The organism is Nonomuraea sp. NPDC050556 (assembly GCF_044457355.1).
In the GTDB taxonomy this organism is placed as follows: Bacteria; Actinomycetota; Actinomycetes; order Streptosporangiales; family Streptosporangiaceae; genus Nonomuraea.
This window is the reverse complement of record NZ_JBITGU010000004.1, coordinates 634,128-647,468: the sequence shown is the minus strand read 5'-3', so window position 1 is coordinate 647,468 and position 13,341 is coordinate 634,128. Positions and strand designations below refer to the sequence as shown.

Sequence of the window (13,341 nt, the reverse complement as noted above, 5' to 3'; positions counted from 1 at the left end):
ACTTGAATGAGCCCATGAACAAGATGCGCAGTGTGGTCCTGGTGGCGGCGACGATGGCGACGGGTTTGGCGGCGGGGGTTTTCGGCCTCTACGCGCACACCGTCATGCCGGGGCTGGCCCCGACGGACGACCGTACGTTCGTCGCCGCCTTCCAGGCTCTGGACGGGGCGATCATCAACCCCTGGTTCATGCTCACCTTCATGGGCGGGCCGGTTTTGCTGGCGATCGCGGCGGTCCTGTACTGGCGCCAGCGCGGCGTGCTGGTCTGGGTGCTGATCGCCCTGGCGCTCACCGTGGTCGGTTTCGCCGTCACCGTGGGAGTGAACGTGCCGCTCAACGACGCGCTCAAGGCGGCGGGGAACCCGGACAGGATCGCCGACCTCGCCGAGGTGCGCCGGCGGTTCGACGAGGGCACGTGGGTGACCTTCAACATGGTCCGCACGGTCACCGCCACCGTGGCGTTCTTTTCCCTTTGCGTCGGTCTGATCAGGAGCGGCAGGATGAGCTGATGATGAGCGCGCGGGACGTGTTGCAGGTGCTCGGCCTCCTGGAGGCCGCCGGGGTCACGGTGTGGCTCGACGGCGGGTGGGGGGTCGACGCGCTGCTGGGGGAGCAGACCAGGCCGCACGACGACCTCGACCTGGCCGTCTCCGCCGCCGACCTCGACCTTTTCAACGAGGTCATGCGGGCGAACGGCTTCACGATGTTCCGCGAGGACAGCGCGTTCAACTTCGTCCTCGCCGACCCGTCGGACCGCAGGGTGGATGCCCATCTGGTCGACCTCGCCACGACCACCGCGGATGGTTTCCACGGCCCGGCCGGGCTCGCGTACCCGGTGGGGTCGCTCGACGGCACAGGGACGATCCTCGGGCAGAGGGTCGCCTGCTGCACCGCCGAGTTCCAGGTGATCTCGCACACCGGCTACGAGATCGACGACGACGACGTCCGCGACGTCATGGCGCTGCACCACCGGTTCGGCATCCCGGTGCCGCCGTCTATCCAGGCTGGACCGACTGGGCGTGCCTGAAGACGTTGCGCGGGTCCCAGCGCCGCTTCACCTGCTGGAGCCTGGCGTAGTTGGCGCCGTAGTACAGCTCGTGCCACGGCTGGTCGGAGGTGTTGAGCGCGGGGTCGCTCAGGTCGGCGTCGGCGTAGTTGACGAAGCAGCCGTCGGTGACGTCGTTGTGCACCGGCACCCCGCCCGTCGAGGCGAACGTCGTGCGGTAGCCGTCCCTGAGCACGCCCAGGTAGCGGGCGTCGTCGGCGGGGTTCTGCCACGAGGTCGCCCACATGACCTTCATCACCGAGTCGCGCTGCGGCACAGCCGTGGCGCTGGGCGCGACCGTGTTGACCTTGCCGCCGTATGAGGCGATCTGCACCTGCATGGGGGCGGTGTTGTCGGTACGGATCGCGTTGCGGTAGATCCCGGCGACGTGCTCGTCGGTGAAGCTCTTACGCAGGTAGGCGGACTTGAACTTGGCGCGCTCCGTCGGGTTCGTCCCGGCGAAGCCGTTCCACCACACGGCGTGCACCCACGGCGCCGTGCGGTGCTGGCCGGTCACGGCCGTCACGCCCACGCCGTCGCCGAGCGCGCCGACGAAGTCGGCCATCAGCTTCTCGGCGTCCGGCCTGGTCGCGTCGAGCATGGCGGCGAACCCGATGTTGCCCTGGACCTTCTGGGTCAGCCGCAGGTGGCTGAACAGGCTGTTGTACGGCGAGTCCGGTGCGCTGTTGGCCTCGTAGAACGCGCCCGCGTTGTGGACGAGCCTGGCGAACCCCTGCTCGGTCATGCTCGCCCACGGCCACGTCTGGGTGTGCAGCAGCACCTCGGAGGGCGGTCGCGGCAGCAGCCCCCGCGGATCGCTGCCGGAAGCGCCCGGGGTGCGGAACCAGTAGCGGGTGACGACGCCGAAGTTGCCGCCCCCTCCACCGGTGTGCGCCCACCACAGGTCCTCGTTCTCCTCCCTGCTGGCGAACACGACCCTGGCCCTGCCGCTCCTGTCGACCACGACCACCTCGACGGCGTGCAGGTGGTCGACCACGAGGCCGTGCAGCCGGTTCAGGTAGCCGTACGCGCCGCCCGCGATGTGCCCGCCCACGCCGACGTTCTGGCAGATCCCGGCCGGGATCACCACGCCCCAGCGGGTGAACAGGACCTTGTAGACGTCCGCGATCAGCGCGCCCGCCTCGATGGAGACGGCGCGCCTGGCCGGGTCGTAGGCGATCGTCTTCATGGTGGACATGTCGATGACGACCTGGACGTCCGGGTTGGCGACGAAGTCCTCGAAGCAGTAGCCGCCGCTGCGCACCGCCACCCGCTTGCCCGCGCGCACCGCCTCGTTCACCGCCTGCACCACCTGGCTGGCCGAGCCGACCACCCGTACGTACTCCGGCCTGCCGACGAAGCGCTGGTTGTAGCCGCTGACCAGGTCCGGGTACTGCGGGTCGCCCGGCCTGACCGTGGTGGCGGGCGTCTCCGCCGCGCTCTCCTCCGTACCCACCAGAGCCGTGCCGCCCAGCACCGCCGTACCTGCTGCAATTACGTTGCGTCGTGTGATCCCCGTCATGATGACCGACCGTAGGAGCGTTGAACGGGAGCCAGAAGAGCCGATATGTGGTGATTTGCTCCGGGCCAGTCACGAATAGGCTTCGGCGCGTGGACTTGCACATCAGCCTGGCCGATCGCGACCTGGCCGGGCAGATCTACCGGCAGATCCGCGCCGCCATCCTCGACGGGCGGCTGCGGCCCGGCCAGGCGCTGCCGTCCAGCAGGGAGCTGCACCGGCGGCTGGAGGTCTCGCGCAACACCGTGGCCACCGCCTACGAACGGCTGACCGGCGAGGGGTTCCTCGTCACCAGAGCCGGCGCTGGCACCTACGTCAGCGCCGCCGTGGGGGAGTCAGCCGGGGAGCGGCGGCCCACGGGCCGGGCGCTGCGGCCCAGGCCGCAGTGGGAGCAGGAGCCGGAGCCGCCCGACCTCAGCGCCCACGGCGCCCGGTTCGACCTGCGCCCCGGCATCGTCGACGCCAGGCTCTTCCCCTACCAGACGTGGCGCAGGGTGGTCGCGGCCGAGCTGCGCCCGTCGGCGGTCGGTACGGCTGCGCACGGCGACCCCATGGGGCTGCCCGAGCTGCGCGCGGCCATCGCCAGGCACGTCGGCGTCGCCAGGGGCGTGCGCACCGACGCTGACCACGTGGTGGTCACCACCGGGATCCAGCAGGCGCTCGACCTGGTCACCCGGGTGCTCGTCGGGCCCGGTGACGTGGTGGCGATCGAGGAGCCCGGCTACCACATGGCCAGGCGGCTGTTCGCGTCGCTGGGGGCCCAGGTGGTGCCGGTGCCGGTCGACGCGCACGGGCTGGTGGTGTCTGCGCTCCCGCGCACGGCGCGGATGGTGTACGTCACGCCGTCGCACCAGTCGCCGCTCGGGCTCGCCATGTCGCTGACGCGGCGGATGGAGCTGCTGGCGTTCGCCCAGGAGACCGGGGCCGCCGTCATCGAGGACGACTACGACAGCGAGTTCCGCTACACCGGGCGGCCCATCGAGGCGCTGCACAGCCTCGACCAGGCGGGGCTCGTGCTCTACCTGAGCTCGTTCTCCAAGATCATGCTGCCGACGTTGCGCATGGGGTTCCTCATCGTGCCGCCGTCCCTGCGGCGGGCCGTGCGGGCGGCGAAGCACCTGGCCGACTGGCACACCGCGCTGCCGAACCAGGGGGCGCTGGCCAGGTTCATCGAGGAGGGCGCGCTGGCCAGGCACGTCAGGACGGCGCGCCGCGAGTACCAGGTGCGGCGCGACCTCGTGCTCTCGGCGCTGGACGGGCCGCTCGCGCCGTGGCTGGAACCCATTCCGGCGGTGGCGGGGCTGCACATCAGCGCCTATGCCCGTCGCGGGAGCAGGGAGGACCTGCTGGCGGTCGCCGAGCGGGCCAGGGAGCGGGACGTCGCGGTCTGGACGATGGCCGCGCACGCGGCGACCCCGGGGCCGCGGCCGGGGCTGATGCTGGGGTTCGGGGCGATCCGCACCGACCAGGTGGAAGAGGCGCTCGACAGGTTGTCGTGCGTGATCCGTGCGTGGCTTCCCGAAGGGTGAGTCCCATGATGCAAGCACTGATCTTCGACCCGTCCCTGTCCATCGGCCTCGTGCCCGAGCCGGTTCCCACGCCTTCGCAGGCTCTTGTCCAGGTGGCGGCGGTTTCGCTGAACTTCGGGGAGGTCGCCTACGCCTCGCCCAGGCCCGGATATGTGTCCGGGTGGGACGCATCCGGCGTCGTCGTGCAGGCCGCCGCCGACGGCACCGGGCCCGCCGTGGGCGCGCGGGTGGTGACGTTCGGATGGGGCGGGGCGTGGGCGCAGTTGCGCGCGGTCGAGACCGCCGAGCTGGCCGTGCTGCCGGACGGGGTCGAGTTCGGGCGGGCCAGCGCGCTGCCGGTCGCGGGGGTCACCGCGCTGCAGGCCGTACGCAGGCTGGGCGCGCTGCTCGGGCGGCGGGTCCTGATCACCGGGTCGTCGGGCGGGGTGGGGCGCTTCGCCGTACAGCTCGCCGCTCGGGCGGGGGCCCACGTGATCGCCAGCGCCGCGCGTGGCGAGGGGCTGCTCGACCTGGGCGCTTCCGAGGTGGTCGCGGAGCCGTCCCTGCTGCGCGGCCGGGTGTACGGCGTGCTGGACAACGTGGGCGGGCAGCAGCTCGCCGACGCGTTCAACCTGCTGGAGGACGACGGGGTCGTGCAGGCGATCGGCAAGGCGTCGCGGGAGCCCACGGTGATCGACTTCGAGGAGGCGCGGGTGCGGTCGGCGCGGGGGCGGATCGAGAACTTCAACGTGACCACGCCCTTCGGGGACGACCTCGCCTACCTGGCCGGATTGCTGGAGTCCGGCTCCCTGGACCCGCAGATCGGGTGGCGCGGACCGTGGTCGCAGGCGTCGGACGCGGCGTCGGAGCTGCTCGCGCGCCGGGTGGCGGGCAAGGTCGTCCTCGACCTGTGAAGTACGTGAAGCCGGGAGGGCGCGACCGGGTTTGGGCCCAACGACCAGGGGCTGTCGCGCAAGCACATCCTCGCCGCCGTCGACGCGTCGCTGCGCAGGCTCGGCGTGGACTACATCGACCTCTACCAGATCCACCGGTGGGACCCCGCGACGCCGTGCTTCCCTACAGCCCGCCGGCGCGCGGGCCGCAGGCCAGGACCGGCCCGACCACCCGCCCGGGCAACGACCCCCTAGGTGACGCGCTCTATGGGGAGAACGACCGTTCTGTGGTGACCGCCCCGATCGTCGGCGCCACCCGCCCTCAGCACATCTCGGACGCCGTCGCCTCCCTCGACGTGTGCTTGGACGAAGCGGAGGTCGCGTCCATGGAAAGCCCCTACCGGCCTCACCCGGTGCTCGGGATGTAGGTGAGCCCGAAGTCGGTGCGCCAGTCCTCGCCGTTCTCCGAGAAGTCCCAGCGGCCCTTGATCTGCTCGCCGACCGTGGCCGTGAAGCGCTGGTGGAAGGCGGGCGCGTCGCGCCAGATCGTCCAGACGTCGCCCTCGAAGCTCATCTGGTAGACCCTGCAGACGCCGCGGCCGTCGGTGTAGAGGCAGGTGAACAGGCCGGTCGCGTCGTCCAGCCCGATGATCTGCGTGGACGGGAACGGCATGCCCTCCTGGGCGCCCTCGGCCTGGGTGAGGTGGACGAGGTGGTCGCCGCGCCACTCGAACGTGGTCCACACCCGGCCGGGGGCTTCGAAGGGCGCCTTCACGTCCCACTCGCCGAGAAGAACGTCCAGTTTCTGCAGTGCTGGATTGCGCATGACCCCATATTGCCTGAGTGCTCGCATAGCGTCAGAGGATGCGCATCGTCATCGCCGGTGGTCACGGCCAGATCGCCCTGCTCACGTCCCGCATCCTCACCGCCCGCGGCATAGCCGTCACCGGGTTGATCCGGCACGCCTCCCAGTCCCCGGATCTGGCGGCGGTGGGGGCGACGCCGGCCGTACTCGACCTGGAGTCGGCATCGCCATCGGACGTCGCCGACGTGCTCAGCGGCGCCGACGCGACCGTCTTCGCGGCCGGGGCGGGTCCGGGGAGCGGCGTTGAACGCAAGTACACGATGGACAGGGACGGCTCGGTGAAGCTGGCGACGGCGGCCGAGGCGGCAGGGGTCCCGCATTTCGTCCAGATCTCCACCATGGGCGCGGGCTCCCCACCCGCCCCTGGGTCCGACGAGGTGTGGAAGGCCTACATCGACGCGAAGACCCAGGCCGAGGACGACCTGCGTGCTCGCTCGTTGCGGTGGCAGATCCTCCGCCCCGGCCGGCTGACCGACACCCCGGGCACCGGCCTGGTCACCCTGTCCCCGCCCCCGGTGGCGGCGGGCGCGGTACCCCGAGCCGACGTGGCCTCAGTCCTGGCCACCCTGCTCACCACAGCCAACCTCCCCAACCTCACCCTCGAACTCACCACCGGCCCCACCCCGATCACCGAAGCCATAGAAAAGGCGCGATAGAGGATAATCGCCCCTTAAGTGGGTTATGTCGAGCCAGTAAATTCTGCCCACGCGCACTCTGGACGCCCTCAGTCGCGAATTCATAATGTCGCTTATGGCGAAGGTCCGGGGGCATTGGCGCAGAATAGCCGGTGGGTGGACGTGGGTCCGTGAGCACCACCGGCGAAGCCCGCGTGTGGTTGTGGGCACCGGCGGCATCGCGAGTCTTCTGGCTGTCATCGTTGTCGCCGTCCTTCTGTGGCCGCGTTCCCCGGAGCTGGCGGCCGGGGGTACGGCCATCCCGAGTGTCGCGGTGACGCGCGCCCCACTGAGCCCGCAGCATGCCCACTTGGCGCACGCGCTCCGCGACGCCCGTCAGAAGATCGGGTTCTCCCTGGACGAGGCCGGCGAGCGGGCCGGGATGTCCCCCGGCGAGATCGCGAACCTGGAGAGCGGGCTCATCGCGCCGACGAAGGCTGACGTCGGCGCACTCAGCCGTGCTTATCAGCTCTCCCCTGACGAATGGACCAACCTGGCGATACTCCAAGCTGCCGTGAACTAGATTCTCGACAGTATTTTCGAGCCGTCAATTTCTTCTTGCATACAACTGCAATAAAGGTCGCTCAAGTTGCCGATCTTCGCTTTTGCCCGCAAAATAAGGCGCTCCCCAGCGAATGACGGAGAAGTCATGCTCATCGAAGTCGTGACAACAGGCGACGTGCTACGTCATGAACGGCAGACCCGCGCTCTGTACATGGCGCTCAAGGACCTGGACGAGGTGCAGGTCGACTTCGCGCCCCAGGAGCCCGCCCGCGCTGACGGACACAAGGGCGGCGTCGTGGATCTGGCGCTCGTCGCCGCCGTCGGCGTCGCGTCAAGGCCCGCCGTACAGCTCCTGATCACGACCATCAAGGAATGGTGCGCCACCGAGCGCCACAAGAAGGTCGTCCTCAAGGACGGCGAGAGGAGCGTGGAGATCGACGGCAGCCCGGACGCCGCCCAGGAGCGGATGATCAGACAGTTCCTGGACGGCGAGCGGCAGTGACACCCCCGCTGCGGCGACGCGCGCTTCTCATCGGCACCGAGACGTATCGCGACGACCGCTTCCCCGACCTGCCGTCCTGCCGCGCCGACGTCTGGCAGCTGAAGCAGGTGCTCGACCACCCGGGCATCGGCGCGTTCGCGAGCGTCGCGGTGGCGGTCGACCTCGACGCCGCCGACATGCGCCGCGCCGTCAGCGGGTTCCTCGAGTCGTGCGGGGTGGACGACCTGGCCCTGCTGTACATCTCCGGCCACGGCGTGCGCCTGTCCCAGTCCACCGGCGAGTTCTGCTTCGTCGCCCGCGACACCGACCACGAACACCTCCAGCGGAGCGCCGTCGGCGCCTCGTTCGTCAACGACGAGCTCGAGTCGTGTCTCGCGCCGCAGAAGGTGGTCATCCTCGACTGCTGCCAGAGCGGCGGCTTCGTGCAGGGCTGGCGCACCGGCGACGTCCCCATGGCCAAGTCGCTCAGTGACACGCCGGTCTCCAGCAAGGGCGCCTACGTGATCGCGTCCTCCGGGGCCGGTGAGGCGTCCTTCGCCGACGGACTCGGGCCGTCCCTGTTCACCGCGGAGCTGGTCGAGGCGCTGCGCGGCGGAAAGGCCGGGCGGGCGGGGTCCGAGCAGGTCGGGGTGGACGACCTCTTCTCCTACGTCTCGGAACGTATGCGCGCCCAGGGGCGGCAGCGGCCCGAGAAGTCGTCGTTGGCGGTCAACGGGAAGATCGTGCTGGCGCGCTGCCCGCAGGTGCCGCCAGCGCTGAAGCCGCTCACCGCGCGGCAACCGGTCGCGAGCGTTCCATCCTGGGCGAAGTCATCAGAGGAGCCACCGGACTGGGGGCGGTTGCTCGCCTACCACCGCATGTGCGTCCAGGCCGAGGCTCTCGGCATGCCGCTCATGACAGTCGCCGGCCAGGGCGTTTCCTACGTGTGCCTGACCGGCGCCGAGCGCTTCGTCTCGGGGGACGCCGAAGCCGTGCGGGTGACACCGGAGATCCAGAAGTTCGTCGACAGCGTCGACACCGAGTCGGAGTTGTGGGCGGGCTACCCCGTCGTGGTCCTGCCCGCCGGGCGCGGGGAGCAGCGTGCGCGGTTCGCTCCGCTCGTGATCAGGCGGGTGGAGGTCGTCACCGAGGGCGGTACGACGCGGCTCAAGCCGTACGGCTCGGTGATCCCGCACACCGGGCTCGCGCGTCACGTCCTCGGGCCCGAGCAGGCGGCCGACCTCGCCCGTACCTACCAGGAGGGCTGGCTGGCCGGCCAGCACAGCGTGATGGCCGACAACCTGGGCGCGTTCCTCAGGACCGAGTACGAGATCCCCGTCGTGCAGGAGCTCCGCCCGACCGACCTCGACAGCCACCTGGACCTGCGCTCTCCCGGGCGCGGCGCGCGCAACGCCGCACTGCTCTTCCGCGTCTCCCCGACCGAGGACATATCCAAGAGCCTGCTCAGGGACCTTGCCGCGGTGGAGGGGCAACTCCAAAAGGTCGCGGGAACGGCGCTCGCCGCCCTGTGGCCCGGCACCGCAGAGCCGAAGTCGGACGGCCATGCCGAGCTGGTGGTCACCCCGCTCCCCGCCAACGCCGCCCAGCTCGACGTCATCCGGTCCGCCATGACCCGACGCCTCACGGTCGCCACCGGGCCTCCTGGCACGGGAAAGAGCCAGCTGGTCGCCAACATGATCGCCACTGCGGTGGCCAACGGCCAGCGGGTGCTGGTCGCCTCCACCAACAACGAGGCCGTCGACGAGGTGGTACGGCGCTGCGACGACCTGATCCCCGACAGCGTGATCAGGACGGGCAACAAGCAGAAGCAGCGGCCCAAGGAAACGGCGTCGCTGAACCGGCTCGCCGCCGTGCGGACGCCACCCGGCGGGCTGGAGACGGCCCGCGCCGACCTCCTCCTGGCCAACGACGATCTCGACGTGGTCATGGCCGAGCTGGGTGAGATCGGCGCGACGGAACGCGACCTCGCCGGGGCCGGCCAGGAGCGTGAAGGTCATGCGGCCGCCCTGGGCCAGACGGTCGAGACGCTCGCCGAGCGGCTCGCCTCCGACAGGGACCTGCGCCGAGCCCTCCGTGCGGGGCAGGCCCGGCTGTTCGGTGCCTGGCGGCGTGCCCGGCTCCTGCGACGCCTCGGGCTGGCCGCCCTGGCCGGTGACGACGACGTCCGCGTGGCGCTGACCGGATTCGCCGCGAGCGAGCTGCGCCTGCGCGAGTTGCGCGCCAGGACGGTCGCGTGGCGGGACGACGCCGGGCTGACCGCGGCTTTGGAGCGGGCGGAGCAGCAGGTACGCGTGTGCTCGAAGCGCCTGGCCGAGCTGGAGGTCGCGAGCGGTGCGGCGAGAGGCCGCCGGGCCGTCCGCGAGCTGGTGCAGGCGGGTGAACAGGGAGGCCGGGACTGGTATCAGCTGAAGCTGGTGCTGGAACACCTGCGCGCATGGGCGGTCACCTCCATGTCCGCGCGGCGGTTCCCGCCGGAACCTGCGCTGTTCGACCTGGTGGTCGTCGACGAGGCGAGCCAGTGCGCGATCCCGCACGTCATTCCGCTGCTGTTCCGCGCGCGCCGAGCGCTGATCATCGGCGACGTGATGCAGTTGCCGCACATCGCGACCCTGAGCGCTGACCAGGAGGCGCGGATCAGGCGCGAGGCAGGACTGCGGCCGGAGTGGCTGGAGGAGCACAAGCTCTCCTACCGGCGGCACTCCACCTTCCACGCGGCTGAAGCAGCGCACGGCGGCAGCCTGCTGCTCGACGAGCACTACCGCTGTCATCCCGACATCGGCCAGCTGGCCAACAGGCTCTTCTACGGCGGAGCGCTGGAGGTGCTGACCGACACGAGGAACCGTCCGTCCGTTCCCGGCGAGGTCATCAGGTGGACCCACGTGCGAGGGCGGGCGTCGCGGCCGGCCACCTTGGAGTCGTGGCTGAACCAGGCCGAGGCCGACAAGGTGGTCACCTGCGTCGACTACCTGCTGGAGCGCCTGCCGTCCAAGGCGAAGATCGGCGTGGTGACGCCGTTCAAGGCCCAGGCCGACCTCCTGACGAGAATGCTGGACGGGCGGAAGGTCAGGGTCGGGACGGTGCACACGTTCCAGGGCGGCGAGTGCGACGCGATGATCCTGTCCCTGGTCGCCACGGAGGAGATGCGGGAGGGCGCGGTCAGCTGGATCGAGCGCCAGCCGAACCTGTGGAACGTGGCCATTACCCGCGCGCGGTCGCTGCTGGTGGTCGTGGGCGACCAGACGTTCTGGAGCCGGCGTGGCGGCGTCGCGGCCGGACTCCTCCAGCCGGATGCCGATCCGCCACCCCCCGACGAACTCCTGCTGCGCCTCTACCGGCGGTTGTCGGCCGACCCGAGCGCGACCGTCGAGCTCGGCGAGAAGGTGGACGGTCACCGCGTCGACGTCGTCGTCCGGCGGGACGGAGTGTCCGACGCGGTGCTGCTCGACCGGGGCGCTCCCGCGGACCGCCCGCCCGGCAGGCATCTGGACGTGATGTTGCGCAAGCGCAGGCTGCTGGACCCGGCGGTCAGGGCCCAGGCCTGGCGACTGTACGACTAGGCGGTGAGGAGGGAGTCGGCTATGGCGGTTCTGGCGTAGAGGACGCTGTGGCCGGCGCGGTGGGCGGTGACGAGGCCGGCGTCGCGTAGTGCGGTCAGGTGCTGGGAAACTCCCGCTGCGGACAATCCTGCGCGCTGGGCCAGTTGGGTGGTTGAGGCGGGGGATTCCAGTTCGGCCAGCAGCAGGGCGCGGGACTTGCCGATCACGGCGGCTATCGCGGTGTTGTCCGTACCTGATCGTTTTTCCCACACCGTGCCCACCGCTCGGGCGGGATAGGCGAGTTGCGGGGGGTCGGGGGCCACGGAGCGGGTCAGGACGTGGGGCCAGGCGAAGATCGACGGGATCAGGATGAGTCCCGACCCCGGGCGGTCGCGGACGATGGCGCACTGCCTGCGGACCAGCAGCAACGTGTCGTTGTCCCACCGAACCGAGGCGTGCAGGTCGTTGAGCAGGTGGGCGGAGCCGTGCTCGGCCACCTGCCGTGCGCGGTGGAAGACGTCGGCCTCCAACACCGTCCTGATACGCGCCCAGTAGGGGGCCAGGGCCAGTTCCCAGTACGTCTCGATCTCGGCGGTCAGGTGGCTGAGGTCCACGTCGCTGAGGTCCATGTCCAGAACCGCCAGCTCGGTACGGATCACCGAGGCGGGCGTCGCGGCTATGGCGGCCAGTTCGGAGTCCAGGGTGGGGAAGGCGGTCTTCGGCGTCGGGGTGAGGAAGTCGGGGAGGTAGCCGGTCGGCGGGATGAGCTTCGCCAGCAGCCCCAGGCCCGTGGAGCGGACCCGAGGGAGGACCTGTTCGACCCACGGCCGGTGCAAGGACGGTGTCGGGGTGGTGAGCAGCGTGCGGACGCTCGTCACGACCTCCCACATCGGGGAGACCGAGAACCGGGTGTGCGCCAGATCACCGGTGGAGAAGGCCAGCTCAGCCTCCATGCGCCCTCCTGGGGAGACGGGAGATTCGGTCCGAGCTTAATGACTCGCCGCCGATGCCCGACACGCGCAGGATCTCCTCCATGTTCACTGCACAGTTCGGCGGGTTTCCGCGCGCTATCTGGGTCCTGTTCACCGGGACCATCGTGGGTCGGCTCGGCTTTGTGGTCACCCCCTTTCTTGTCTTCTACCTGGCCTCCCGTGGGATCACGGCCGAGCAGACACCCTGGGTGCTCGGCGCACTGGGTGCCGGCAACCTGATCGGCCCCATGGTGGGCGGGGTGCTGGCCGACCGGCTGGGCAGGCGGTCGACGATGCTCATCGGGCTGGTCGGCAACGCGCTGGCGAACGGCGCGCTGTTCCTGGCGCCTGGGTTGACCACGCTGGCGCTGGCCGCCATGGCGTTGAGCGCGACCGGCGCGAGTGTCAGCCCGGCCATCTACGCGGTGCTGGCCGACACGGTGCAGCCGGAGCGGCGCAGGGCCGCCTACGCGCTGTTCGGCTGGGCGATCAACGTGGGCGCGGCGATCGCCGGGGTGCTGGGCGGATTCCTGGCGGAGCGCGGGTTCTGGTTGCTGTTCACGGTGGACATCGCGGCCGCGCTGGGGTTCGCGGTGGTGCTGGTGGCCTTCCTGCCGCGTGACCGGCCGGTCCGGTCGGCCAAGGCGGACGACGGGGTCGGGTACGGCGTGGTGCTGCGGGACAAGCTGATGCTGGCGCTGCTGCCGCTGTTCTGGGCGGGGCTGGTCGTGTACTCGCTGACCGAGGTCGCGCTGCCGCTGGCCGTACGGGAGGACGGGTTGTCGCCGGCGGTCTACGGGCTGATGGCGGTGATCAACGCGGTGGTGGTCGTGGTGCTGCAGCCCATCGCCACGGCGGTGTTGTCGAAGCTGCCGCAGTTGCCGGTGTTCGTGGCCGCGAGCGTGCTGATCGCGGTGGGGGTGGCGCTGACCGGCGTGGCCGATGGCCCGGCCGTCTACGCGGTGACCGTGGTGCTCTGGTCGGTCGGTGAGGCGGCGGTTGGAGGGATCGCGGCGTCGATCGTGGCGAACCTGGCTCCCGCGCACGCCCGCGGGCGTTACCAGGGTGCTTTCCAGTGGACGTGGGGGGTGGCGCGGTTCACGGCTCTGACGGCTGGGGCGGCGGTGTTCGCGATGGACTCGGCTGTGTTGTGGTGGGCGGCGCTGGTGGGCGGGGTCGCGGCGGCGTTCGCGGTGCTGGCGCTGGGTCCGGCCATCGCCCGCCGTACGGCTGCCGCCCACAAGCTGGAGCTGGTGGCGTGACGCGGCTGCACCTGTGACGGCGGCGGTGTCCCGGCGGCCCGGGGTACGGCGGAGCCGGTCGC

13 protein-coding genes and 1 pseudogene are annotated in these 13,341 nt (G+C 70.7%); 11 read left to right on the top strand and 3 right to left on the bottom strand.

What is annotated here, in order from left to right:
* Nucleotides 1–14 precede the first annotated feature (14 nt).
* Together ACIBG8_RS40095 and ACIBG8_RS40090 are read left to right on the top strand one after the other, a co-directional pair.
* Nucleotides 15–509, top strand: a complete 495-nt coding sequence (locus ACIBG8_RS40095; RefSeq protein ID WP_397348448.1) for a DUF1772 domain-containing protein — start codon at nt 15–17, stop codon at nt 507–509.
* Nucleotides 509–1,027, top strand: a complete 519-nt coding sequence (locus ACIBG8_RS40090; protein WP_397348447.1) for a nucleotidyltransferase domain-containing protein — start codon at nt 509–511, stop codon at nt 1,025–1,027. Before ACIBG8_RS40095 ends, ACIBG8_RS40090 begins: the two co-directional genes overlap by 1 nt.
* Here the strand turns inward: ACIBG8_RS40090 and ACIBG8_RS40085 are convergent.
* Nucleotides 996–2,567 (bottom strand): FAD-binding oxidoreductase, encoded by a 1,572-nt coding sequence (locus ACIBG8_RS40085; protein ID WP_397348446.1) that lies wholly within the window; start codon nt 2,565–2,567, stop codon nt 996–998. The genes ACIBG8_RS40090 and ACIBG8_RS40085 overlap by 32 nt on opposite strands.
* 89 nt (nt 2,568–2,656) lie before the next feature.
* Between ACIBG8_RS40085 and ACIBG8_RS40080 the strand changes: the two genes are divergently transcribed.
* The 4 genes and pseudogenes from ACIBG8_RS40080 (at nt 2,657) to ACIBG8_RS40065 (ending at nt 5,393) form a co-directional block, all read left to right on the top strand.
* Nucleotides 2,657–4,093 carry a PLP-dependent aminotransferase family protein gene (locus tag ACIBG8_RS40080; RefSeq protein ID WP_397348445.1) on the top strand — a complete coding sequence of 479 codons (1,437 nt, stop codon included), beginning with the start codon at nt 2,657–2,659 and terminating at the stop codon, nt 4,091–4,093.
* Nucleotides 4,094–4,098: 5 nt separating this feature from the next.
* Complete coding sequence (locus tag ACIBG8_RS40075; protein ID WP_397348444.1) at nt 4,099–4,986, top strand: zinc-binding dehydrogenase; 888 nt, start codon at nt 4,099–4,101, stop codon at nt 4,984–4,986.
* Between the two features lie 51 nt (nt 4,987–5,037).
* Nucleotides 5,038–5,094 (top strand): annotated as a pseudogene (locus tag ACIBG8_RS40070) (hypothetical protein); the annotation flags it as partial.
* 29 nt (nt 5,095–5,123) lie between these two features.
* Nucleotides 5,124–5,393: a hypothetical protein gene (locus ACIBG8_RS40065; protein ID WP_397348443.1), complete on the top strand. Its 270-nt coding sequence runs from the start codon at nt 5,124–5,126 to the stop codon at nt 5,391–5,393.
* Here ACIBG8_RS40065 and ACIBG8_RS40060 read toward each other — a convergent pair.
* The gene (locus tag ACIBG8_RS40060) at nt 5,372–5,791 is read right to left on the bottom strand and encodes a hypothetical protein (protein WP_397348442.1); all 420 of its coding nucleotides are present in this window, start codon (nt 5,789–5,791) and stop codon (nt 5,372–5,374) included. The two genes, ACIBG8_RS40065 and ACIBG8_RS40060, sit on opposite strands and share 22 nt — an antisense overlap.
* Nucleotides 5,792–5,829: 38 nt before the next feature.
* On the opposite strand from ACIBG8_RS40060, the gene ACIBG8_RS40055 reads away from it, so the two are divergent.
* The 4 genes from ACIBG8_RS40055 (at nt 5,830) to ACIBG8_RS40040 (ending at nt 11,067) form a co-directional block, all read left to right on the top strand.
* Nucleotides 5,830–6,486: an SDR family oxidoreductase gene (locus ACIBG8_RS40055; RefSeq protein WP_397348441.1), complete on the top strand. Its 657-nt coding sequence runs from the start codon at nt 5,830–5,832 to the stop codon at nt 6,484–6,486.
* Between the two features lie 328 nt (nt 6,487–6,814).
* Complete coding sequence (locus ACIBG8_RS40050; protein WP_397348440.1) at nt 6,815–7,027, top strand: helix-turn-helix domain-containing protein; 213 nt, start codon at nt 6,815–6,817, stop codon at nt 7,025–7,027.
* A 126-nt stretch (nt 7,028–7,153) separates the two neighbouring features.
* Complete coding sequence (locus tag ACIBG8_RS40045) at nt 7,154–7,510, top strand: hypothetical protein (protein WP_397348439.1); 357 nt, start codon at nt 7,154–7,156, stop codon at nt 7,508–7,510.
* Entirely contained in the window at nt 7,507–11,067 is a 3,561-nt protein-coding gene (locus ACIBG8_RS40040; protein WP_397348438.1) for an AAA domain-containing protein, read from the top strand. The genes ACIBG8_RS40045 and ACIBG8_RS40040 overlap by 4 nt, the downstream gene beginning before the upstream one ends.
* Here ACIBG8_RS40040 and ACIBG8_RS40035 read toward each other — a convergent pair.
* Nucleotides 11,064–11,999, bottom strand: coding sequence for a DUF5937 family protein (locus ACIBG8_RS40035; protein WP_397348437.1), 936 nt, complete (start codon nt 11,997–11,999; stop codon nt 11,064–11,066). The genes ACIBG8_RS40040 and ACIBG8_RS40035 overlap by 4 nt on opposite strands.
* A gap of 80 nt (nt 12,000–12,079) precedes the next feature.
* On the opposite strand from ACIBG8_RS40035, the gene ACIBG8_RS40030 reads away from it, so the two are divergent.
* Nucleotides 12,080–13,279 (top strand): MFS transporter, encoded by a 1,200-nt coding sequence (locus tag ACIBG8_RS40030; protein ID WP_397348436.1) that lies wholly within the window; start codon nt 12,080–12,082, stop codon nt 13,277–13,279.
* The last annotated feature ends 62 nt before the right edge of the window (nt 13,280–13,341 follow it).